General features: G+C 45.1%; 19 protein-coding genes. 10 read left to right on the top strand and 9 right to left on the bottom strand.

Features of this window, described 5'->3' with window-relative positions; translation table 11 throughout:
* The first annotated feature begins 10 nt into the window (after positions 1 to 10).
* The 4 genes from LWP20_RS17375 to LWP20_RS17360 all read left to right on the top strand — a co-directional run bounded on the left by LWP20_RS17375 (position 11) and on the right by LWP20_RS17360 (position 6,398).
* Positions 11 to 2,413 (top strand): 3-hydroxyacyl-CoA dehydrogenase NAD-binding domain-containing protein, encoded by a 2,403-nt coding sequence (locus LWP20_RS17375; RefSeq protein ID WP_242929452.1) that lies wholly within the window; start codon positions 11 to 13, stop codon positions 2,411 to 2,413.
* Between the two features lie 34 nt (positions 2,414 to 2,447).
* Entirely contained in the window at positions 2,448 to 3,626 is a 1,179-nt protein-coding gene (locus tag LWP20_RS17370; RefSeq protein ID WP_242929451.1) for an acetyl-CoA C-acyltransferase, read from the top strand.
* Between the two features lie 42 nt (positions 3,627 to 3,668).
* The gene (locus LWP20_RS17365) at positions 3,669 to 5,465 is read left to right on the top strand and encodes an acyl-CoA dehydrogenase FadE (protein WP_242929450.1); all 1,797 of its coding nucleotides are present in this window, start codon (positions 3,669 to 3,671) and stop codon (positions 5,463 to 5,465) included.
* 201 nt (positions 5,466 to 5,666) lie between these two features.
* Complete coding sequence (locus tag LWP20_RS17360) at positions 5,667 to 6,398, top strand: glycosyltransferase family 2 protein (protein ID WP_242929449.1); 732 nt, start codon at positions 5,667 to 5,669, stop codon at positions 6,396 to 6,398.
* 1 nt (position 6,399) lies between these two features.
* Here the strand turns inward: LWP20_RS17360 and LWP20_RS17355 are convergent, their stop codons facing one another.
* The 7 genes from LWP20_RS17355 to mutY all read right to left on the bottom strand — a co-directional run bounded on the left by LWP20_RS17355 (position 6,400) and on the right by mutY (position 14,991).
* Positions 6,400 to 7,857, bottom strand: a complete 1,458-nt coding sequence (locus tag LWP20_RS17355) for a hypothetical protein (RefSeq protein WP_242929448.1) — start codon at positions 7,855 to 7,857, stop codon at positions 6,400 to 6,402.
* A gap of 533 nt (positions 7,858 to 8,390) precedes the next feature.
* Positions 8,391 to 10,487: an ATP-dependent DNA helicase RecG gene (recG, locus tag LWP20_RS17350; RefSeq protein ID WP_242929447.1), complete on the bottom strand. Its 2,097-nt coding sequence runs from the start codon at positions 10,485 to 10,487 to the stop codon at positions 8,391 to 8,393.
* 173 nt (positions 10,488 to 10,660) lie between these two features.
* Positions 10,661 to 11,137 (bottom strand): Riean_0653 family protein, encoded by a 477-nt coding sequence (locus LWP20_RS17345; RefSeq protein WP_242929446.1) that lies wholly within the window; start codon positions 11,135 to 11,137, stop codon positions 10,661 to 10,663.
* A gap of 216 nt (positions 11,138 to 11,353) precedes the next feature.
* The gene (gene gldD / locus LWP20_RS17340; RefSeq protein ID WP_242929549.1) at positions 11,354 to 11,905 is read right to left on the bottom strand and encodes a gliding motility lipoprotein GldD; all 552 of its coding nucleotides are present in this window, start codon (positions 11,903 to 11,905) and stop codon (positions 11,354 to 11,356) included.
* 25 nt (positions 11,906 to 11,930) lie between these two features.
* Positions 11,931 to 13,214: a gliding motility-associated protein GldE gene (gene gldE / locus LWP20_RS17335; RefSeq protein ID WP_242929445.1), complete on the bottom strand. Its 1,284-nt coding sequence runs from the start codon at positions 13,212 to 13,214 to the stop codon at positions 11,931 to 11,933.
* A 113-nt stretch (positions 13,215 to 13,327) separates the two neighbouring features.
* On the bottom strand, positions 13,328 to 13,789 hold the full coding sequence (gene ssb / locus LWP20_RS17330) for a single-stranded DNA-binding protein (protein ID WP_242929444.1): 462 nt from the start codon (positions 13,787 to 13,789) through the stop codon (positions 13,328 to 13,330).
* A 110-nt stretch (positions 13,790 to 13,899) separates the two neighbouring features.
* On the bottom strand, positions 13,900 to 14,991 hold the full coding sequence (gene mutY / locus LWP20_RS17325; protein ID WP_242929443.1) for an A/G-specific adenine glycosylase: 1,092 nt from the start codon (positions 14,989 to 14,991) through the stop codon (positions 13,900 to 13,902).
* Between the two features lie 342 nt (positions 14,992 to 15,333).
* Here mutY and LWP20_RS17320 point away from each other — a divergent pair, with 342 nt between their 5' ends.
* The 3 genes from LWP20_RS17320 to LWP20_RS17310 all read left to right on the top strand — a co-directional run bounded on the left by LWP20_RS17320 (position 15,334) and on the right by LWP20_RS17310 (position 18,402).
* Positions 15,334 to 15,639, top strand: coding sequence for an HU family DNA-binding protein (locus tag LWP20_RS17320; RefSeq protein ID WP_007655567.1), 306 nt, complete (start codon positions 15,334 to 15,336; stop codon positions 15,637 to 15,639).
* Between the two features lie 65 nt (positions 15,640 to 15,704).
* Positions 15,705 to 16,592, top strand: a complete 888-nt coding sequence (locus tag LWP20_RS17315; protein WP_242929442.1) for a tetratricopeptide repeat protein — start codon at positions 15,705 to 15,707, stop codon at positions 16,590 to 16,592.
* 211 nt (positions 16,593 to 16,803) lie between these two features.
* A complete protein-coding gene (locus tag LWP20_RS17310) occupies positions 16,804 to 18,402 on the top strand; it encodes an Rne/Rng family ribonuclease (protein ID WP_242929441.1) in 1,599 nt (532 codons plus the stop codon).
* 70 nt (positions 18,403 to 18,472) lie between these two features.
* Here the strand turns inward: LWP20_RS17310 and LWP20_RS17305 are convergent, their stop codons facing one another.
* Positions 18,473 to 19,144 (bottom strand): porin family protein, encoded by a 672-nt coding sequence (locus LWP20_RS17305; RefSeq protein ID WP_242929440.1) that lies wholly within the window; start codon positions 19,142 to 19,144, stop codon positions 18,473 to 18,475.
* Between the two features lie 76 nt (positions 19,145 to 19,220).
* Here LWP20_RS17305 and gldB point away from each other — a divergent pair, with 76 nt between their 5' ends.
* Both gldB and LWP20_RS17295 read left to right on the top strand, forming a co-directional pair.
* A complete protein-coding gene (gldB, locus tag LWP20_RS17300; RefSeq protein ID WP_242929439.1) occupies positions 19,221 to 20,210 on the top strand; it encodes a gliding motility lipoprotein GldB in 990 nt (329 codons plus the stop codon).
* Between the two features lie 28 nt (positions 20,211 to 20,238).
* On the top strand, positions 20,239 to 21,450 hold the full coding sequence (locus tag LWP20_RS17295) for a glycosyltransferase family 4 protein (RefSeq protein WP_242929438.1): 1,212 nt from the start codon (positions 20,239 to 20,241) through the stop codon (positions 21,448 to 21,450).
* A 16-nt stretch (positions 21,451 to 21,466) separates the two neighbouring features.
* Here LWP20_RS17295 and LWP20_RS17290 read toward each other — a convergent pair whose 3' ends face one another.
* On the bottom strand, positions 21,467 to 22,039 hold the full coding sequence (locus tag LWP20_RS17290) for a pentapeptide repeat-containing protein (protein WP_242929437.1): 573 nt from the start codon (positions 22,037 to 22,039) through the stop codon (positions 21,467 to 21,469).
* A 182-nt stretch (positions 22,040 to 22,221) separates the two neighbouring features.
* Here LWP20_RS17290 and LWP20_RS17285 point away from each other — a divergent pair, with 182 nt between their 5' ends.
* Positions 22,222 to 22,683 (top strand): DUF4890 domain-containing protein, encoded by a 462-nt coding sequence (locus LWP20_RS17285; RefSeq protein WP_242929436.1) that lies wholly within the window; start codon positions 22,222 to 22,224, stop codon positions 22,681 to 22,683.
* Positions 22,684 to 22,756 lie beyond the last annotated feature (73 nt).

Genomic DNA, 22,756 nt, shown 5'->3' with positions numbered 1-22,756 from the left:
TACTTCTGCTATGAACAGAATTATCAAGAAAGTAGCCGTGCTAGGCTCAGGCGTAATGGGCTCGCGCATTGCCTGCCACTTTGCCAACATTGGCGTGCAGGTGCTGTTGCTGGATATTGTGCCTAAAGAGCTGACGCCCGAGGAAGAGAAAAAAGGCCTGACGCTGGAAAACAAAGCTGTGCGAAACCGCATTGTAAACAGCTCGCTGCAGGCGGCCATTGCTGCTAACCCTTCGCCATTGTATCGTAAAGCCGACGCCCGCCTCATTCAGACAGGTAACTTCGAAGATAACATGAAGGACATTGCCACTGCCGACTGGACAATAGAAGTAGTGGTGGAAAACCTGAAAATAAAGAAACTGGTGTATGACCAGGTGGAGCAGTTCCGCAAACCAGGCACTATAATATCTTCAAACACTTCGGGTATTCCGATTCACCTGATGCTGGATGGCCGTAGCGAAGATTTCAGAAAACACTTTTGCGGTACGCACTTCTTTAACCCGCCACGTTACTTAAAGCTCCTCGAAATCATACCTACGCCTGAAACCGATCCGGCCATAGTTGATTTCCTGCTGCATTACGGCGATCTATACTTGGGTAAAACAACTGTTCTGGCAAAAGATACACCTGCCTTTATCGCAAACCGCGTGGGTATTTACGCCATCATGCAGGGCTTGCAGGTAATGAACAAGCTGGGCCTGAACGTAGATGAAGTTGATAAAATATCTGGTCCAATCATTGGTCGCCCTAAGTCAGCAACTTTCCGCACATTGGATGTGGTAGGCTTGGATACCTTGGCTAATGTGGCTAACGGCTTATACCAGACCGGCGAAAAAGATGAAGCACGTGAGTTGTTTAAGTTGCCTGCTTACATCGAAAAAATGCTGGAGAACAAGTGGCTGGGCGATAAGAGCGGACAAGGTTTTTATAAAAAAACGAAAGATGCCAGCGGCAAAACCGAGATCCAGACGCTGGACCTGAATACGATGGAATATGGCCCGAAGCAGCGCGTAAAGTTCCAGAGTATAGAGGCGCTTAAGCCAATAGAAGATCTTCGCAAACGCATTCAGGCTTTCTCCAAACAAAACGATAAAGCTGCACAATTCCTAAACGAATCCCTTTTTGGCCTGTTCCAATATGTGAGCAACCGTATTCCTGAAATATCTGATGAACTATATCGTATAGATGATGCTATGCGTGCCGGCTTTGGCTGGGAGCTTGGTCCTTTCGAAACATGGGATACCCTGGGCGTGCGCGAAACAGCACAACGCATGACAGAAGCTGGTTATGTTCCTGCTGAGTGGGTGATGAAAATGCTGGAAGCTGGTAAAGAGTCTTTCTACATAGTAGAGAACGGTAAGCGCCGCTACTATGACATCGCTACACAAAACTATAAAGCTATACCGGGCACCGAAGGCTTTATTATACTTGATAACCTGCGCAGCAGCAATGTTGTCTGGAAAAACAACGGAGCAACTATACATGATCTGGGCGATGGCATTCTTAACATAGAATTCCATACTAAGATGAACACCTTGGGTGGTGATGTTATCCAGGGCCTGAACAAAGCAGTAGACCTGGCAGAGAAAGATTTCAGAGGCCTGGTTATCGGTAACGATGCTGCCAATTTCTCGGCTGGTGCCAATCTCGGCCTGATCTATATGAGTGCCCTGGAGCAGGAGTACGATGAGATCAACTTCATGATCAAGCAGTTCCAGGATACAATGATGCGTATGCGTTATTCGGCTATTCCGGTTGTGGCAGCTCCGCATGGTCTGGCACTTGGTGGCGGTTGCGAAATAAGCATGCACTGCGACCACGTACAGGCTGCTGCCGAAACTTACATGGGTTTAGTTGAGTTTGGTGTTGGCCTTATACCTGCCGGTGGTGGTACAAAAGAACTTACCATGCGTGCTGCTTTAAACTATGAAGAAGGCGACATCGAGTATAACTCACTTAAAAATGTGTTCCTGACTATAGGTATGGCCAAAGTATCTACCTCCGGAGCTGAAGCGATTGACTTAGGTTACCTGCGAAAGAGCGATGGAATTACAATTAACAACAACCGCCTGATTGCCGATGCAAAAGCGCAGGCTATACTTCTGGCAGAAGCCGGATATACAAAGCCGGTTCAGAAAACAAATATCCGGGTACAGGGGCGTGGAGCACTGGGTATGTTCCTGACAGGTGCTAACGCCATGATGACGGGCCGCTACATGTCTGAGCACGACCTGAAAATTTCGCAGAAGCTGGCTTACGTAATGTGCGGCGGCGATTTATCAGCACCTACAGAGGTTAGCGAGCAATACCTGCTGGACCTGGAGCGCGAAGCATTCCTGTCGTTAACCGGCGAGCGCAAAACACTGGAGCGTATTCAAAGCATCCTGACCACAGGCAAGCCGCTGAGAAATTAAGAACTATAGTATAAACTATAAAAAGAGCATCAAAATGAATAATGCATATATAGTAGCCGGATTTCGTAGCGCGGTGGGTAAAGCTGGCCGCGGTGGTTTTCGGTTTACCAGACCCGATGACCTGGCTGCAGATGTTATCAAACACTTACTAGCCTCTGTGCCTGCCCTTGATCCTGAGCGCGTTGATGATCTTATAGTTGGTAATGCTGTGCCGGAAGCAGAGCAGGGTTTGCAGATCGGTCGTATGATCTCGTTGTTATCCTTGCCAATGTCGGTTTCAGGTATGACTGTAAACCGCTATTGCGGTTCAGGCCTTGAAACTATAGCCATTGCCGCAAACCGTATTTCGGCAGGTATGGCCGATTGCATCATTGCAGGTGGTACAGAATCTATGTCGATGGTGCCGGTAGCAGGCTGGAAAACGGTGCCTAACTATAACATCGCCAAAAATAATCCGCAATGGTACCTGAGCATGGGCTTAACTGCCGAGGCAGTAGCTGCAGACTATAATGTTTCCCGTGAGGATCAGGATGAGTTTGCTTACCACTCGCATCAGAAAGCTATCAACGCCATCAAAAACGGTTACTTTAAAGAGCAGATTGTGCCGATTACAGTAGAGGAAACATACCTGGACGAGAACGGCAAAAAGAAAACCCGCAGCTATGTAGTTGATACCGATGAGGGCCCTCGTGCCGATACATCAATAGAAGCGCTGGCCAGGTTAAAGCCGGTTTTCGCAGCTGGCGGTTCGGTAACAGCTGGTAATTCTTCGCAAACATCTGATGGGGCTGCCTTTGTTATAGTAATGAGCGAGCGTATGGTAAAGGAACTGAACCTGGAGCCTATTGCCCGCATGGTAAGCTATGGTACCGGTGGTGTAGATCCGCGCATTATGGGCATGGGGCCAATTGCTGCCGTGCCAAAAGCGCTGAAGCAGGCGGGCTTAACTTTAAATGATATCGACCTGATTGAGATGAACGAAGCCTTCGCCGCACAATCTATAGCTGTAATGCGCCACCTGGATTTTGATCCGGCAAAACTGAATATCAATGGTGGAGCTATTGCACTAGGTCACCCGCTGGGCTGCTCCGGCGCTAAGCTAAGTATACAGCAGTTTCACGAGCTGCGCCGCCTTGGTAAAAAGTATGGTATGGTAACCGCTTGCGTTGGCGGTGGCCAGGGTGTTGCCGGTATCTATGAATTGCTGAAATAAACTAACCTAAACTGCATCTAAAACATCTAAACATAATCTGCCATGGAAAATGTAACTGATAAAAAAACGGCTACAATTAAAGGTGGTGAGTTCCTGATAAAGGAAACTAACCCGCAGGATGTATTTATTCCTGCTGAGTTTACAGAAGAGCAGCGAATGATGGCGCAGACCTGCCTTGATTTCGTTCGCGATGAAGTGACCCCGCTATTGGACCGCCTGGATAACCACGAAGAGGGCCTGATGGAAAGCCTGATGAAGAAGGCAGGAGAGCTGGGTCTGTTCGCAGTATCTATTCCGGAGCAATATGGCGGCCTGAACATGGATTTCAATACGGCTTTGCTGGTAACCGAATCTGTGGGTGGGGGCCATTCGTTTCCGGTTGCTTTTGCAGCACACACCGGTATAGGTACATTGCCAATTTTATACTTTGGTACAGAAGAGCAAAAGCAAAAGTATATTCCTAAGCTCGTGAGCGGCGAATGGATGTCATCTTATTGCTTAACCGAGCCAGGTTCGGGTTCAGATGCACTGGCAGCTAAAACCAAAGCAGTACTGAACGAAGCAGGAACGCACTACATCCTGAATGGGCAGAAAATGTGGATCACGAACGCCGGTTTTGCCGATGTGTTCATCGTGTTTGCGCAGGTAGATGGCGATAAATTTACCGGCTTTATAGTTGAGAAAGATTATCCTGGTCTTAGCCTCGGTAACGAAGAGCACAAGATGGGTATCAAAGGATCATCTACTCGGCAGGTGTTCTTAACAGATTGCCAGGTACCAAAAGAAAACGTGCTGGGCGAGATTGGCAAAGGGCACTTAATTGCATTCAACATCCTGAATATTGGCCGTATTAAACTGGCTGCCGCTACATTGGGTGCCGCCAAAAAAGTAGCTGACCTGTCGGTTAAGTATGCCAACGAGCGTATGCAGTTTAAGCTGCCAATTGCAAAATTCGGCGCCATCAAGCATAAGCTGGCGGAGCAGGCCATTCGCATTTATGCCGTAGAATCTGCTTTGTACCGTGCAGGTATGGATATTTACCACAAAGAACAGGAGCTGATGGCTGCCGGTAAAAACGAGAACGAAGCATTGCTGGGTGCTGCAAAAGAATTTGCCGTGGAGTGTGCTATACTTAAAGTAGAAGGCTCTGAAGTACTGGATTATGTGGTAGATGAAGGCGTACAGATCTACGGTGGTTACGGCTTCTCTGCCGACTACCCAATGGACCGTGCTTACCGCGACTCCCGTATTAACCGCATATTTGAAGGCACCAACGAGATAAACCGCATGCTTACCGTGGATATGATCCTGAAGAAAGCCATGAGCGGTGAGCTCGACTTGATGGGGCCGGCACAAGCAGTACAAGGCGAACTGATGGCTATACCTGATTTTGGTTCTGAAGAAGAAGGCCTGTTTGCCGCAGAGCATAAAGCCATCCGTAACCTGAAAAAAGCCATACTTATGGTAGCCGGCACAGCGGTGCAAAAGTACATGAACTCGCTGGCTAAAGAGCAGGAAATCCTGATGAACATTGCGGATATGGTAATCAAAACTTACGTGGCAGAATCTACACTGCTACGCGTTGAAAAACGTGTTGGCCTGGAAGGCGAAGCTGCTGTTGCTAACCAGATAGATATTGTGCGTGTAGTGGTAAACGATGCCGTGGATACTGCTTACCTGGCTGGTAAAGATGCCATTGCCTCGATGGCTGAAGGAGATGAGCAGCGCCTGCTGTTTATGGGCCTGAAACGCTTTACAAAGAAAGACCTTTACAACACAAAAGAGGCTCGCCGCAGAATAGCAGCTGCCCTGATCGAGGCAAACGAATACGTTTATTAATATCCTGATAACTCTTATTTAAAACACAGAAAGGTTATCTCCTAAGGAGGTAGCCTTTTTTTATACTCAATTACCGGATAACATTAAACTATAAGTATATTTACTGCGTGTAAACGGTAAATTATTTGCACCATAAAATGGGAAATCCGGCGTTTGTTCACGTATGTTGAAGAACACAAATACAGTAGTATAGAAAGAAGAATGAAAGCCACATGTCTTATACCTTTTTACAACGAAAGGGAGCGAATTGCGCAGGTGCTGGAGGTAATATGCCGTGTAAAAAACATTGGGCAGATACTTTGCGTGGATGACGGATCTTCTGATGGAACTGCTGAGTACCTGGAGGCTGTATGGCCGCAGGTAGAACTGGTGCGCCTGCCAGAAAACCAAGGCAAAGCTGCCGCTATACGCCATGGCCTGCCTGCTGTTAAAAATGATCTGATATTGTTAATGGATGCTGACCTGCAGGACTTACGGCAGGAAGAGATAGAAGCCGCCATAACCGCTATGGATGATCACCGGGCTATCGACATGATTATACTCAGGCGTATTAACTCGCCGTGGTTTGTACGCTGGTACCGCAGTGATATTTTGCTTTCAGGAGAGCGGCTGATCAAGAAAACGGACCTGGAGCAGGTTATGAAGCAGCGCATGAAGCGTTACCAGCTGGAGGTAGCTATAAACCGCTACATGCTAAAGCATAAAAAGATTGTGCGCTGGATGCCATGGTCGGCTATGAATACCTATAAAGTGGATAAGCTTGGCATACTGGACGGCTCTAAAAAAGAGTTTAAAATGTATGTAGAAATTGTGTCGTTTGTAGGCTTCTCGCACATGATGCTGCAACTTACTTCCTTTACTAAAAAGCTGCGGCACAAACACGAAGGAAAACCAGCCTATAAAACCCGCGCCCTCCAGAGTTTAGAAAGTTAAGTTATTTCAGCAGAATGCGACTTAACTGCAGGCTGTTTGCCTTTTTGGTTGGCCGCACCACTGTAATAATATTCCTGTCGGTTAGCCAGGCAGTAAAGTCCTTTACATAAGCTATACTTTTATCGTTTGCCACGTTAAGGCCTATTGCTTTAGGGGCATCGGCTGTGCCCGTGCTTGTGTTAATGCGGCGTAAGTATAAATCATACTTCCCGTTCAGCTCTTCCAGTGTTAGCAAATGCAGGTTATTACCGAATAGCTTAGCCTTGTACGAAATACCTGAAAAAGCTTCATCGGCCGGGGCTTTCTGGTGTTTCATCAGCACAGAGCTCCACGCGTTATCCATAAATTCATCGTAAGCAAATAAATGGATTTCGCGGGCATAGTAAGGCGAGTTTTCTCCGCCTTCGGTATACTTTTTCTCAGCCATTACCACCAGTTTCTGCTCTGGCGTCAGCACTAAATCCGAAAGGTAAATGTCTTCCAGGCGGTCAGGTTTAGTGGCAGAATATTTATCAAGCTGATTTATACTTGCCAGGTAAGTTGGGGTAAATTTAAATTCTTCGGCAAACACCATATCTTCTGCTTCGAAATTAAACTTCACAGCTTTCAAACTATAGTATTGGCCGGAGTCCTCGTCTGAAGTAAGCACTGCGCCATAGAGCTGGCCATCGGGCATCAGTGAAAACTTGCTGTCCATGATGTATACTTTTCTGCCTTCGAACACGCCACCTACCAAAACAGACATCACCTTAACTTCTGTGCCATTCAGCGGGTATTGCTTTACAGTAAGGCGGCGCATGTTATCAGATATCAGGTTAATGTACTGGTCGCCGGTGTTGCTTAACTGCACATCAGCAGAAAGTATGGCGGGCAGATCGGTGAGGTTATAGCTGATATTTTTAATGCTGGCCAGGTTGCCATCATACATTGTGCCGCTTATGCTGCGGAGTTGCTGGTTGCCATCGGTCTGGTAACGGTAAGCTAGTATTTTAGATCCGTCTGCTGATGCTGTTATACTTGCTCTGCGGGCTTTTGAAGGAGCTTCTACCAGTAAAACAGGTTCTTGTTTTGCGCCATTATGCAGGCTGATGCGGTGGCCGTAAAGCTGTTGAGAGCCTTGCCCGTTGTTGCGGTGGGTTATAACTATAGCAGCTTCACCATTTATGAAAAAGGCATCTATGGTTTCGCTGGTGCTAACAGGAAGTGTAGCAGACCAGGCTTTTTTAAGGTCCGTATTAATTTTTTCTACAGCATATTCGCTTTCTGAGCGCCTGCTAAGTATAACAAATTCATTTTGTCCTACTGGTATGGTTTTTTGAGTGATGCGCTGGTTGTAGCGGTCTTCAGAATTATCAGGTATGTAAGCAAAAGGCGAAGATGCTTTTGTTTTAGATTGCGCCTTAACAAGCCCGGAGCTCAGCACTAGAAGTATAAATAGCGGGTATATAAATTTTTTCACGGGCGTAAAACTTTAGGCACAGTATGTTGTTTGTTCTCTTTAAAAGAACAAGGTATAGAATAAATCCTATTTATTAACATAGGGTAAAGCAGAAAATTTTAAGAAGTTAATTGCCACGAAAGAAAAGCTTACGCTCGTCTGCGGTTTCAGGAAGTATACTTAATAATTTCCCAGTCTTTCTTTTAATTTCCCATATCAGGAACAAGTTTAGCATATAAAGTATAAATAAATGCTCCTAAAGTATAAATAGAGGTATTCCTATTATTGGCATATAACTTGAACTATGAATTGGTGTAAATAGATTTACAAATAGCCGGTACCAAATGAATTTTAGATTTCTACTGAAAATTTTGCCCTTTACTATTTTGCTTTTGGCCGGCCGGATATTAAAGGAAGCTTCTGCTACAGCTGCTAAAAAGCCAATTTATAGGGTGGGTGTATTAGCTAAATATACAAAGCAGCCAGACAGCCTTGTATTAATTAACACGACCAAGCAGACCAGAAACGCTACCACAAAAAGCCTTTAAGTATACTTAGCTGATGCGGCTCCAGTTTACGGTGTTGGCACTCAGCGATTGGATGTGGCGTCGCAAATTTTGGTTTTCCGGCTTTTCAAGTTGGGCATCTGCTTCTAAAACACGTTGCGCTGCCGCCCGCGCTTCCTGTAATATAGGGGCATCTTTGGCAAGATCAGCAATCAGCAAATCAAGCACGCCGCTTTGCTGCGTACCCATCAGGTCTCCGGGCCCACGCAGTTTCAGGTCAATATCCGCAATTTCGAAGCCGTTGTTAGTGCGTACCATTGTTTCCAGCCTTGTTTTGCTGTCTTTGCTCAGCTTGTAGCCCGTCATGAGTATACAGTAGCTCTGTTCGGCACCACGGCCAACCCGGCCACGCAACTGGTGCAGCTGCGACAAGCCAAACCGCTCGGCACTTTCAATGATCATTACCGAAGCATTGGGTACGTTCACGCCCACTTCAATTACGGTGGTAGCCACCATAATCTGGGTTTCGTTACGCACAAAGCGCTGCATTTCGTAATCTTTATCCTGCGCTTTTAATTTGCCATGTACCATACTTACTTGGTACTCCGGAAAGGCTCTTCTTATACTTTCGTAGCCATCCATCAGGTCCTTATAGTTTTCCATTTGCTCCGATTCCTCTATGAGCGGGTACACAATGTATACCTGGCGGCCAAGTTTTATTTGATCGCGGAGAAACTGGAAAACACGCAGGCGGTGCGAGTCGAAGCGGTGAACTGTAACAATTTCTTTACGGCCAGCCGGCATTTCATCAATAACGGATACATCCAGATCGCCATACAAAGTCATGGCTAGGGTGCGCGGAATTGGTGTGGCCGTCATGACGAGCACATGTGGGATGACGCGCGGGTTCTTGCGCCAAAGCTTGGAGCGCTGCTCCACACCAAAACGGTGCTGCTCATCCACGATACAAAGCCCCAGGTTCTGAAACTGCACTACATCTTCAAGCAAGGCATGCGTACCCACGATCATTTTCATTTCGCCGGAGCGGAGTTGCTCGTGTAGTTCTTTGCGGTCTTTGGTTTTAGTAGAGCCGGTTAGTTTGCCGATGTTAATGCCCAGCCTGTCTGCAAAAGCTTTCAGTCCAACGTAATGCTGGTCGGCGAGAATTTCGGTAGGGGCCATTAAAACAGACTGCGCACCGTTATCGGCCGCAATCAGCATGGTAATAAAAGCAACTATCGTTTTACCCGAACCTACATCGCCCTGCAGCAGGCGGTTCATTTGCTTGCCTGCAGTCAGGTCTTTGTGTATTTCCTTTATAACCCTTTTCTGTGCACCTGTCAGGTCAAAGGTCATGTGGTTTTTGTAGAACTCGGTTACAGTTGGCACCTGGCTGAAAATCTGGCCGGCCAGGTCGGCACGACGCACGGTTTTCTGGCGTAGCAAGCGTAGCTGTATGTAAAAGAGTTCTTCAAATTTCAGCCTGAACTTGGCGGCATTATACTTTTCCACCGATTCCGGGAAGTGAATATTGATAAGCGCATTGCGCTTGTCCATCAGGCGGTAATGGTCTATAAGTTCAGGAGAGAGGGTTTCCTGTATATTTGGGGCAGCCACTTTCAACAGCATTTCCATCATTTTCATAATGGTTTTGCTCTCGATGCGGTGCATCTTCAGTTTTTCGGTGGTATGGTAAACCGGTTGCAAAAATGCATTGGTTTGCTTTACCTCGCTTAACTCTTCCAGCTCCGGGTGCGCCATGCTGAATTTGCCGTTAAACTCGGTTGGCTTACCAAAAACGATGTACTCTGTGTGGTTTTTTACCGTTTTCTCCATCCACTTCACGCCTTTAAACCAAACCAGTTCGAGTTCGCCGGTTTCGTCTATTAGCTTGGCAGCCAAACGCTGTTTGCGTCCTTCGCCTAAAAGCTCTTTGCCTTTGATGGTACCCTTCACCTGCACGTACGGCAGGCTCTCGTCCATCTCAGCGATCCTATAAAACTGCGTGCGGTCAAGGTAGCGGAAAGGGTAATGCTGGATCAGGTCGCCGTACGTATAAATATTAAGCTCCTTCTGCAGCAGCTCAGCACGCTGCGGTCCCACCCCTTTCAGGAACTCAATCTTGGTATGGAAGAAGTTGCTCACGCTTTCAGCTTAATAAGTATGATTCAGGATAAGTATAGATTACAAAAATACGCAAAAGCCCCGACAGGTGTAAATGCTGCCAGGGCTTTATACTTTGTTTCTTTGGAGTTGTTGGCGAGAACACCAACAACGGCGGTAGTTGAGGAAATAAATTTTAACTATATATAATAACTTTAGAATTCGTAGTAAGTCTTCCTGTTAAAACTTCCATCTGAAATCTCAACAACTTCACCTGTAGTAGAGTTACGGGCTTTAAAATAGAATGTACCGGAGATTGTTCTCTTGGATTTGTCTATTGCTGTGATGGACAAAGAACCCGTATTATTTATGTTTGTACGAAATTCAATATTCGAATCCTTAGTATAATACCCAGCATTATAACCCTCTGCTAATTCATAGTCACCTAATTGAATTCCTCTTGTCGTGTCTCTTACACTTACTAAGATGGATGTGGAACCGTTCTGAGCACTAAACCAAAACCTATTCCCATTGTCCACCAAGTTAAATGATAAAGAATTAACCTTAAACCCACTGCTCGGCCACCACTTCTTCCCATTAATCTTCACGCAAAAGGCTTCATTACAAATATTATCTTTTGAGCAGGAAAGAAGTAGAATAAGACTCGCCAGAAAGCATAGTTTATTTTTCATATATACTAGTCAGAGGGATTAATCTGCTATTAAATATAAAATTAATATTTGGATTAGGAAAGATTGTGACTATGTTGAAGTCAAGTTTGCTGCCTTTTTGAAGAACTTTGAAAGGTTAAGATATAAGTATAAAAGAAAGCATATGAAGTGATGTTGCTTAAGATGCTTTCTTTTCTTTTAAAAGTACGTTCGCATATTTCGAGCGTCTACTAATTATTACTTATCCTTAAACTTTAGCGTGTTCAGCAAATGGATGATATCCTTTTTTACATACTCGATCACCGGCGCCAGCGAATCGTTTTGCGTGGCGGTTTTAAAGTATAAAGCGCCCCGGAAGAAATGTGTAGTGGTATCGGTTACATAAAACTGGAACTGGCTTGGTACTTCGCCCGTCAGTTCGAACACAGAAGCTACATCGCCGTTGGGTGTTTTAATTTCGGTTTCTTCTATAGAATAAGCCTTTATCTGGTGCTTAGATGTTAAGCGGCGCGCATCTTCCGTCAGGTTTAAGAATGCCTTCGGGTTATTGTTGATGGGCATATATGTTATCTGCACATTAGCACCGAGGCTTGGGTAGATAATATTGATCCAGTGCGGACGCGCAATGCTCGATGAATCCGGGCGAATTTTGGCGTATTTAGAGTATTCGAATGTAAACGGATGCTGCTCCTGCAAGGGTTGGTATGCTGCTTTAGGCAGATCGATGCGGTTGTATCCTTTTGGCTTTGGCGTATACTCTGCTCCGCAGGCTACCATTGCCGTTGCCATGGCAAACCAAAGTATAGCTTGCAGGCTAACCGACTTTATGGTACTGCTCTTTTTTGCTTGCGACATTTATCTTTACTCGTTTTACGCGCTTACTGTCCGCCGACTCAATGGTGAAATGGAAGCGACCGAATGCGGTGTCTTCGCCTGCTTTTGGTATTTTTGAAAACAGCGCCAGCATTAATCCGGCTATCGTTTCGTTTTCGCCTTTAACCTCGTTAAAAGTATCAAAAGGCACTTCTGCAATTTTACAAAAGTCGTGCAACGATGTTTTCCCGTCAAAGATAAAAGTATTTTCGTCTAATTGGGAGTAGATAATGTCATCGTCGTCGTCAAACTCATCGTTTATCTCACCCACAATTTCCTCTACAATATCTTCTAAGGTAAGCAAACCCGATGTGGCGCCATACTCATTTACCACAATGGCCATGTGTACGTGTTTGTCCTTAAAGTCCTGGAAGAGCTCTGAAATGCGCTTGTTCTCGGGTACATAAAAAGGCGGGCGTAGTAATTCCTGCCAGTTAAAGTCTGCTCCTTTATCCAGGTAAGGCAGCAAATCCTTTATGTAAAGTATACCTTCTATTTTGTCTGTACTTTCGGTGTAAACAGGCACGCGCGAATACCCCCACTGCACAATCTCAGGCAAAAGCTCGGGCAATGTTTTCGCTGCATTAAAGGCTACAATATCCATGCGGGGGCGCATGATCTGCTTAACCGTAATAGAGCCAAAGTTTACAACACCTCTTAAAATTCGGCGCTCTTCCGGCGATGATTCTTCATTTGTGAGTGCTACATCAAGGCTGTGGTGCAGGTTTTCTATAGTATGGCTGTAAGAGCGGCCCATGTAGCGCTTCTCAATTAAACCACTTATACTTAACAAAAGCCACGTAAGCGGGCTAACCGCTGCTTGCGTGGCCTGTAATAACGTGGCAGTGCGCCTGGCAATTTTAAAACGACGTTTCTGGGCATATACTTTGGGCAACACTTCTCCGAAGAAAACGATGAGAAAAGTTGCTGTAAGCAGGCATGCCACCATGGGCCAGAAAGGTATGGCCGTGGAGCCAACTAACTGCCATGCCAGAAAAGCAAACAGTGTTATAAAGCCAACGTTAATGCCATTGTTAATAATCAGGAAGGTGCCGAGAAGTTTGCGGGGATTTTGTAAAAGCCGGTAAATGCTTTGCTCTTTTGGGTTTGAGCTATTTTTGCAGTTCTCTAATTCCTGCTCTGTGAGTGAGAAGAAAGCGGCCTCTGCCCCCGAGGTGAGGGCAGAGAGCAGCAGTAGTAGTAAGCAGGCAAAAATACCTGCCATATATTCTAGACTAAGTAAAGTTGTTGCACTCTGAAATAATTGCAGCAAACTATAACTTAAGGGGTCTCCGGAATCTATACTTTCCAAAACTGTACTTTTAAGTGGAACTTAGGTTAGAACGGCAAGTCGTCTGGCTCGTCGTTCTGCGCAACACCGGCAGAAGCTGATGTATTGCCAGTGCTATAGTTGGCACTGGCTGCAGCAGGTGCTCCCTGGAAATTGCCGCCTTCCTGCTGGCCGCCTTCGCCACGCGTCAGCATAGTCATGTTGTCGGCTACAATTTCGGTAGAATAACGCTGGTTGCCATCTTTGTCCTGGTACTGGCTTGTTCTGATCTTGCCTTCAATAAACACAGATTGGCCTTTGCGCACATATTTCTCAGCTACTTCAGCCAGGCCGCGCCATAACACAATGTTATGCCATTCTGTTTTCTCCTGCTTCTGGCCGTTTTTGTCTTTGTAGGTTTCTGATGTTGCCAGCGGGAAACGTGCTACAGCTACGCCGCCTTCTAAATGACGTACTTCAGGGTCTTTGCCCAGATTTCCGATAAGGATTACTTTGTTTACACTTGCCATGTCTTTTTTTGTTTAATATTTAGTTTACTTGTGCTACCCCGGCAACCAAGCCGGAGGCAAATTATGGCTTACTGAACTACATAATGCTGTTATACTTATAATAGTTCAGTCTATAAATTTAATAAAATATTCTCATCTTTCAAATAGCTGTTGATAAGAATTGGTTTTGGTAATTGTTCTATCTCATTGGCAGTATAAAGCGCCAGCCTCGCTTCCTGCATAACTTCCTCTCTTAAACGAGATTTGAGCTTAATAAGGTAAAACCGGGCGCCTATTTTCTGGTGACTGAGCACATGTTTATAGTCTTTGGCAGGCAGGCGTAATTGAGTAGGTTTCACTTCTATTCCTGCTGCCTGCAACTCTGCAAGTATGGCTTCAGTTTCGAGTGTTTTATCTAATGTTTCGAAAAGGTAAAAATCGTAAAGACCCTGCCAGATGTCGCCAGCCAGCCTTTTGCGCATGTAATAGTTGCCCTCCCATTCAAAAACAAAATAATGGAAGTAACGCTGCCGGGCTGCTTTGGCCTTCGATTTTACCGGAAGTTCCTGCACCATACCATGGTTAAAGGCAAAGCAAACCTGCTGCAGGGGGCAGAACATGCAATCGGGCATAAGCGGCGTACACTGTATAGCACCAAACTCCATAATGGCCTGGTTAAAAGTATCCGGAGTGTCGGCAGGTACAAGCGAATCTGCTAGTTGCTGAAATACTTTGCGGGAGGCCGGTGCCGCAATATCTTCTGTTAATCCATAAACCCGCGCCAGCACCCGGAACACATTGCCATCTAATACGGCTACCTGCTCCCTGAAAGCAAAAGAAGCTATAGCGGCAGCAGTATAGCTCCCTACACCCCGAAGCTTTAATAACTCATTATAAGACCTTGGGAAATTGCCGCCATACTCGCTTACAACCTGCCGCGCCGTATGGTGCATGTTGCGGGCACGGGAGTAGTAACCAAGTCCTTGCCAAAGGCGCAGTACTTCATCTTCCGGGGCAGCAGCTAAGTCTTGTATTGTTGGATAAGCTTCAGTGAATTTTAAATAGTAGGGCAGTCCCTGGTTCACGCGGGTCTGTTGCAGGATTACTTCCGATAGCCAGATAAAGTATGGATTGGTGGTTTCGCGCCAGGGCAGCGCGCGTTTGTGTTGTTCATACCAGTTAATTATACTTTTTGTAAATAATTGGTTATCTATATTTTGCATGATTTTGAAAGGCTTGGCACGGTACTGGCTTTGCAGAACAGACAAAAGTAAACAATGTTTGATTATCGCTCTTGCTTATAGGTAGAGCCAATGTTGTAACTATAAAATATAATCAGGAACCCCGCGTTTAGGGGGAACGCCTTCAAAGTATAAGGGCATAAGGTATAGATTATGAGTGCAATAAGAGGGTGTCAGAATATCTAATAATTTATGAGTAAAGCTTTTACTTATCGAAAAGTAAAACTACCTTTGTGCCCCGAAATTAAGGAATGAGTAGCTGTGTTCCTGATTTTCAAAGTGTTGGGAAATTAACTTATTTTAAATTTATAAAGATCTAAGAAAGTGACTAAAGCAGAAGTAATATCAGAGATTGCTGATAAAACAGGGATTGATAAAGCTGATGTTCAATCTACCATCGAGGCGTTTTTCAAGGTAGTGAAAGACTCAATGGCAGATGGTAACAACATCTATGTGAGAGGTTTTGGTAGCTTTGTGAATAAGAAGCGCGCTAAAAAAGTAGCCCGTAACATTTCAAAGAATACATCTATCATCATCGACGAGCATTTTATACCAAGCTTCAAGCCGTCTAAAACCTTCATCGCGAAGATTAAAAACAGCAAAAAGATTAAAGAACTGGCTCATTCCTAATTCTTTTGTATCTTTGCCGTTCTAAAACCATTACCAGTTCATAAACAACATCTTAAGCAAAAAGAATGACACGGGCACAAATACTGATTGTAGTAGCAGCCATAGCTTTGGCCGCCGTTATGTTCTTTTTGCCTAAGGTTGTTGTAAATGAAAAGGATAAGCAGAGCTTTGAAAAAGGCGCTACAGCTGCTGTTCCGGAAGGCCACTCAGAAGACGATGGCCATGAACACGGAACGGAGCCGGCTGCCGGAGCACCTGCCACTGCAACCAGTGCAGATGCAGCGCACATGACTGCTACTCCTGAACAATTATTAGAACTTGCCACAGCCAGAGCTAAGTATAACAAAGCTACTGACGGGCAGGCTAAAAGCCGTTTGGCCGGAGAACTGGCAGCAGCTTATGCTACAGCCAGTAAATTTGACAGCGCAGGTTATTACTACGAAATAGCTGCTAAAGCCCGTCCGGGTGAAAAGAGCTACAAGAAAGCGGGCGACCAGTATTACCAGGCATTTACTTTTGCGGCAACGCAGGAGCGTGCGAAGGAACTGGGCGTAAAAGCACGCGAAATGTATGAGCAGGTGTTGAAGAACAACCCGACTGACCTGGATTCTAAGACTAACATTGCCATGACTTACATTGCCAGCGAAAACCCAATGCAGGGAATTATGCTGTTGCGTGAAGTTATTGCCGCCGACCCGAATAATGAGAAGGCACTGTTTAACCTTGGAATTCTTTCCATGCAGTCTAACCAGTACGATAAAGCTGAAGAGCGCTTCCGTAAGCTTGTAGCCGTTAACCCGGAGCATATTGAAGGAACATTCTACCTGGCAGTGTCGCTGGCCGAGACCGGAAAGAAAGAAGAAGCAGTGGCGCTTTTTAATAAGGTAAAGAAAATGAGTAAAGACCCTGCCCTGACAACTTCGGTTGACGAGTACCTGGCAGGACTTAAATAGAACTAAAGAAATTATTCACAAATACAAAACTTCAAGACTATGCCTTGCGGAAAGAAAAGAAAAAGACATAAGATCGCTACCCACAAAAGAAAGAAGCGCTTAAGAAAAAACAGACATAAGAAGAAGTAATTTCTTCTGCGTTTAATGAGGCCCACATTGCTCAGGCGATAGTGGGCTTTGGTCTATACATCCAACTAATCTTTGAGAAAAATTGAGTAACGAGCTTATCATCAATTCTACTCAAGATGGAGAGCGCATTGCACTGCTACAGGATAAAAGACTGGTTGAATATCACCACGAGAAAAAGGATACAAACTACATCGTCGGGGATATTTTTCTGGGAACTGTAAAGAAAGTGATGCCAGGCCTTAATGCTGCTTTTATTGATATTGGCTACCAGAAAGATGCTTTCCTGCATTACCATGATCTGGGAGCCAATATTAAAACACTGAATAAGTTTTTAAAAGTAGCACAGACTCAGAAGAACGCTTCTCCTAAACTTAACCAGTTAAAATTTGAGCCCGAAATAGACAAACTCGGCAAGATATCTGATGTTCTTAAAAAAGGGCAGCAGTTATTAGTGCAGATCGTTAAAGAACCTATTTCTACAAAAGGGCCACGCCTTTCCTGCGAGCTATCTCTTGCCGGACGATACCTGGTGCTTGTGCCGTTTTCAAATACGGTAAGCGTATCCAAGAAAATCGTTAGCAAAGAGGAGCGAACACGCCTGAAGCGTTTGATCACTTCGATCAAGCCTGAAAATTTTGGCGTGATCATTCGTACGGTGGCAGAAGGGCGTGAAGTGGCAGAACTCGACAGAGACCTGCGCAACATGCTAACTAACTGGGAAGAAGGTTTTAAGACACTTAGAGTGGCTAAGCCTTCTGAAAAGATAATAGGAGAACTGGGCCGTTCTTCATCCATTTTGAGGGATTTGCTAAACGAAAGTTTTGACAATATAGTAGTAGACGACGAACAGCTCTACGACGAGATCAAAACATACATCGGCAGTATTGCACCGGATAAGTTAAAGATTCTGAAGCATTACACCGGCAAAACCAAAACCTTCGAACACTTTAACATCGAGAAACAGTTAAAGGCAGCCTTTGGTAAAACAGTGACCATACCTGGAGGCGGATACCTGGTAATTGAGCACACAGAAGCGCTGCATGTAATTGATGTAAACAGTGGGAATAAATCCAATACCGAAACCGATCAGGAGGCCACAGCAGTAAACGTAAACACAATGGCAGCCCGTGAAGTGGCTCGTCAGCTGCGCCTTCGGGATATAGGTGGTATCATTGTTGTAGACTTCATCGATATGAAGTCGCCGGAAAACCGCCAGAAAGTATTTGAGGTATTTAAAGAAGAACTGAAGAGAGACCGATCTAAATCGACAGTTCTGCCAATCTCTAAATTCGGCCTGATGCAAATAACGCGTCAGCGTGTAAGGCCAGAGCAAAACATTGTAACCGGTGAGGTTTGCCCTACTTGCGGCGGTACCGGTAAAATAACAGCCAGTATTCTGGTAACAGATGATATTGATGCAGCGGTAGACGACCTGCTGACAAGCCACAACCATAAAAGCCTTACTTTATACGTGCACCCGTTTGTTTATACTTATTATACCAAGGGTGTGGTATCAAAGCAAATGAAGTGGTTCTTTAAGTATTTTAAGTGGGTAAAACTAGTTAAAGATACATCGCTGGGCATTACAGACTATAAAGTAATGGATGATCGGGGCGAAGAAATTGAAATGCGTTCTGACTCTTCTGAAATTAATGGTGTTCAGGATAGAGAAGAAGAATAAGTATAAACTTAAATAAAAAGGCTCCCCGATTCACATCGGGGAGCCTTTTTGCTTTTTAAAGAAGTATAACTTAGAACTTCACACCAAAATCGATGGATACCCCGTTATTCTTCAGAGAAAAGTTTTTATCGTCGAGGCGGTCACGGTAATAATCGTCGATGTTGGTAAGGCCACGGTGATAAGTTAAGCCGGCAAACAGTTTCGTGCTTTCGCCCATCTGCATTTCAGCGCCACCACCAAGAATTACATCGGCTTCAAAAATATTGAAACGCTTGGATACTTTTTCGCCGTCAATTACCTTCTTATTATTTACCTGTGCAGCTACTTTGGTGTTAAGCGAAGTACCTACCTGGAAGTATAACATGGTGCTTGGTGCTACCTCGTTCGTGAAAAGCTTTAATGAAATGGGAAGCTCAATGTACTGCAGAGAAATATCATCTTTACCGTTCACCTGATCAGCGGTGCCATCACCGTTATCTTTGGTATAGTTGTAAGTGATCTCGCTGCCTTTGCTACGGTACATTAAACCGGTGCTGAAAGCATAATTTTTAGCAAAGAAATAATCGGCTACTACACCTACACCAAGGCGCAGGCTGTTGCTTTCTTTTTCAAAGTTATACTTATCTTCGGAGATAAAACGGTTACCTGAAATAGTAGGTGATACCATCAAACCGATCTCTACTTGCGCCATTGCTGTTAAGCCAAAACATAAAAACAATAGCAGGAGGGTTAGTTTCTTCATTTGCATAGTTAAATTGAAGCAGTTGTGTTACACTAATACGTATAAACAGCCTATTTTTGTACAAATATATGAAGCAATGTATTATAGAATCCTAATACTATCCATACTTCTTTTCGCGTTCGGGTGCCAGAAGAAAGGCTGCCAGATACCGGAAGGGGCGGCTGAAATTCCTGTAACAGTTGAAATAGAGCGACTTGAGCAACCATTCTTTAAGATAAGATCAAAAGAAGAAGTAACTCAGTTCCTGAAGTCGCACCCGCTGTTTGCACGAAAATTTTTACAGCAGGGCCAGCTACCTGACTCCGTTTTGCAGAATTCATTGTACGGATTGGCTACCAACCCGGAACTTAAAAAGCTGGCTTCAGAAGCTGAACAGAAGTTCGGGAAGATGGAGAAGGAAAAAGAGCAACTGGAAACAGCCTTCAAAATCATTAAATATCATTACCCTGATTTTAAGGAGCCACAGGTAAAAACTTTTGTATCGGGCCTGAGCCAGGATTTACTTGTAACAGACAGCCTGCTGGTGTTAGGTATTGATTTCTTTATCGGTAAAAAGGCAAGCTACCGCCCCGATACCTACGAATACATCCTGTCGAGGTACGAGCGCGATTATATTGTGCCTTCTGCTATGCTGCTTTTATCGAACAAGTTTAATAAAGCCAGTTTTTTAGAGCGCAGCCTGCTGGCCGAGATGATCAGTGCCGGCAAGGCTTACTACTTTGTTAAAACGGTAATGCCTTGCACCCCGGATTCGCTCATAATAGGCTACAGTGCCCAAAAGCTGGCCGATGTGAACCATAACGAAGGCAAAATATGGGCGCATTTTATAGAGAAAAGCCTGCTGTATGAGAAAAGCCCTTTTGTGGTAAACAAGTACATTGGCGAGCGCCCGAATACTCCTGAAATTGATGCCACAGCACCTGGCCGCATAGGTACCTGGGTGGGCTGGCAGATCGTGAAAAAGTATATGGAACGTAACCCCGACGTAACGCTGCCTGAGTTAATGGCTAACGACGATTTTCAGAAGATTTTTGACGAGTCTAAGTATAAACCTGAGAGGCGATAGTTCTGTCATAGCCTTATAATTCAATTAAATGCACATAGCCGTTTTTAACCAGCACCACCACAGCCCGGATTGTCCTGCTACCTGCCGGCATTATACTTTCCTGGGAGAGTTGGTGAAGCGGCATGAAATAAGCCTGATTAGCAGTAGCGCCTGGAAGCAACTCAGAATTACAGATAAGTATAGCTGGGTACCGGAAGGTGTACGGCTTTATGAGCAGCATGTGCCTTACTATAACAAGATGGGTATAGCACAACGGCTTTTCTCTTATACCGGTTATGCTGCTTATAGTCTGGCAAAAGGTATAACTATACCCGAACCCGATGTCATCTGGGGCGTGTCTACGCCGCTTTCTACGCCATGGGTTGCGGCCCAGGTTGCAAAGTTGCGTAATGTGCCGTGGGTATTCGAGGTGCAGGACCTGTGGCCAAGTTTCCCGATCGAAATGGGTGCTGTTAAAAGCAAATGGCTACAGCACAGGTTATATGCTTTAGAGAAGAGCCTTTACAAAAGTGCCAGCCATATTATTACCCTATCGCCCGACATGACGGATTATGTAGCCGAGCTGGGTATAAGCAGGGATAAAATAACGACGAACCTGAACGGCACCGACATCGATCTGGTAACAACTATAAAACCTGAGGATGTTGAGCAGCTGCGAACAAAGTATAACCTCGCCGGTAAGCGTGTGGTGCTCTATGCTGGTACGTATGGCCGCGCCAACGATATCCCGACGTTAATGCAGGCCGCACAGACACTGGCCACCGATGAAAGTATAAAATTCGTATTTGCAGGTGGGGGTTTTTACGAACCCGATTTACAGCAACTTGCCCGTAAACTACCCAATGTGTTGTTGCTTCCGCCACTTACCAGGCCGGATATTTTCAGGCTTTTCAGGCTGGCCGACCTGTCTTTGGTTACTTTTAATGATTTGCCGGTACTGGCTGCTAACTCACCTTCCAAATTCTACGATAGCCTTGCCAGCGGCACACCGGCTATTGTTACCAACCCGGGCTGGACAAAAGCTTTTGTAGAGAAGTATAATTGCGGCTGGTATTCGCCGGCTGAGCAACCCGCCATACTTGCCGAAACTATAAAACGCGTATTGGCGAATCCGGATGAACTGCAACAGGCGGGCATACGGGGGGCAGCTGTAGCCACAACCCGGTTCGACAGAAAACAACTTGCCAGGGAAGTAGAAGATGTGTTGCTACAGGTAACCCGCCAGCATGTAATGCGCTAAAGTATAAATAGCCGTATTAGGCTATCCTGATATCATACTTTGCCAAAAGCCCCGCTACTCCCTGCAGTGCAAACCTGGCCTTCCTGATATTATTCTGTTCCGGATCTATTGTGTAATTGAAAGCTGTTGAAAGATCAGCTTCTTTCAGCATGGTTCTGTCAAAAACGGCGCCGGCCAGGTCAGTATTCTCAAACACGGCTTTCTCCAGGTTGGCGTTCTCAAAACTTACATTTTTAAGAGAGCTGTTATTGAAATGGGTTTTCGGCATTTTCCTGTTCATAAACGAAGCATAATCCAGTATACATTGCTCGAAACCCACCGAAAACAAAAAGCTTTCGCATTCACTGAAATTTATACCTGTTAGTTTACACTCCTTAAAATGCACGTTATCCAGCGTGGAGTGATTTAATTTGAGCATAGCAAGGTTGCAGCCTATAAACTGGCAATCGCTGAAACGATTCTGAGAGAAGTTAGAGTCCGAGAGGTCACAGCCCAGGAAAATGCACTTCTCAAACTCCCTGTTTTTTACCTGTTTCCCGGAGTAGTTTATTTTAGTAAAGGTTTTGCCTTCGTGAATCAATGCATCCATACTTTATTTCGATTAATAAGCACTTGCGAACAGCCTGTTTTAGCAGCAGGCTTTATTAAGCTATAGGAATACAGGTTCTTGCTTTCTGGCATAACATTTGGAATAGCGACAACAACAGAGCAAAGTATCCTAGGCCGAAGCTCTGCTAAGTTAACAAACTAACCTTTTCAAGAAGAAAGAAGATGAAAAAGATCATAGCAATGTTAGCGCTTGGTGCGCTGATGGCGGGAACTACATATGCACAAACTACTGCACCTCAGAAAGAAAGAAGACACCGTACTGAGCAGCGTGGCAAACGTGTACAGAAGTATAAGAAAAGCCCTGAAGAAATAGCTGCTAAGCGTACTGAAATGCTTGCTAAAAAGCTGGACCTGAGCAAAAGACAGCAGAAAAAGCTACAGGAGCTAAACCTGAAGCGTGCTCAGGAAATGCAGGCCAACCGCGGTGAAGCCAGAGACCGTAAGAGTATGCGTAGCGACAGACAGGCCAGCAAAGCCCGCTACGAAGCCGAGCTGAAGGACATTCTGAACAAAAAGCAGTACGCCCAATACGAAGCACATCGTGAGGAAATGAAAGTGAAACATGCTCAGAAACGCGACCACCGAAAAGGTGAAAGAGGCGAAAGGCGCCAGCATAGAAGCTAAGGTATAATACCAATAAAAAAGGGAAGCTAAATGGCTTCCCTTTTTTATTGTAGCTGTTATAATAGCAAGCCTT

It is taken from the genome of Pontibacter vulgaris (assembly GCF_022758145.1).
In the GTDB taxonomy this organism is placed as follows: domain Bacteria; phylum Bacteroidota; class Bacteroidia; order Cytophagales; family Hymenobacteraceae; genus Pontibacter; species Pontibacter vulgaris.
The sequence above is the reverse complement of the archived record's forward strand: the minus strand, read 5'-3'. Positions and strand labels throughout refer to the sequence as shown.

Bases quoted from the DNA above. Each gene is read 5' to 3' on its own strand.
- LWP20_RS17375 (WP_242929452.1), top strand. From the start codon at position 11: ATGAACAGAATTATCAAGAAAGTAGCCGTGCTAGGCTCAGGCGTAATG.
- LWP20_RS17370 (WP_242929451.1), top strand. From the start codon at position 2,448: ATGAATAATGCATATATAGTAGCCGGATTTCGTAGCGCGGTGGGTAAA.
- LWP20_RS17365 (WP_242929450.1), top strand. From the start codon at position 3,669: ATGGAAAATGTAACTGATAAAAAAACGGCTACAATTAAAGGTGGTGAG.
- LWP20_RS17360 (WP_242929449.1), top strand. From the start codon at position 5,667: ATGAAAGCCACATGTCTTATACCTTTTTACAACGAAAGGGAGCGAATT.
- LWP20_RS17345 (WP_242929446.1), bottom strand. From the start codon at position 11,137: ATGAAAAATAAACTATGCTTTCTGGCGAGTCTTATTCTACTTCTTTCC.
- gldD (WP_242929549.1), bottom strand. From the start codon at position 11,905: ATGGCAACGGCAATGGTAGCCTGCGGAGCAGAGTATACGCCAAAGCCA.
- gldE (WP_242929445.1), bottom strand. From the start codon at position 13,214: ATGGCAGGTATTTTTGCCTGCTTACTACTACTGCTGCTCTCTGCCCTC.
- ssb (WP_242929444.1), bottom strand. From the start codon at position 13,789: ATGGCAAGTGTAAACAAAGTAATCCTTATCGGAAATCTGGGCAAAGAC.
- mutY (WP_242929443.1), bottom strand. From the start codon at position 14,991: ATGCAAAATATAGATAACCAATTATTTACAAAAAGTATAATTAACTGG.
- LWP20_RS17315 (WP_242929442.1), top strand. From the start codon at position 15,705: ATGACACGGGCACAAATACTGATTGTAGTAGCAGCCATAGCTTTGGCC.
- LWP20_RS17305 (WP_242929440.1), bottom strand. From the start codon at position 19,144: ATGAAGAAACTAACCCTCCTGCTATTGTTTTTATGTTTTGGCTTAACA.
- gldB (WP_242929439.1), top strand. From the start codon at position 19,221: ATGTATTATAGAATCCTAATACTATCCATACTTCTTTTCGCGTTCGGG.
- LWP20_RS17295 (WP_242929438.1), top strand. From the start codon at position 20,239: ATGCACATAGCCGTTTTTAACCAGCACCACCACAGCCCGGATTGTCCT.
- LWP20_RS17290 (WP_242929437.1), bottom strand. From the start codon at position 22,039: ATGGATGCATTGATTCACGAAGGCAAAACCTTTACTAAAATAAACTAC.
- LWP20_RS17285 (WP_242929436.1), top strand. From the start codon at position 22,222: ATGAAAAAGATCATAGCAATGTTAGCGCTTGGTGCGCTGATGGCGGGA.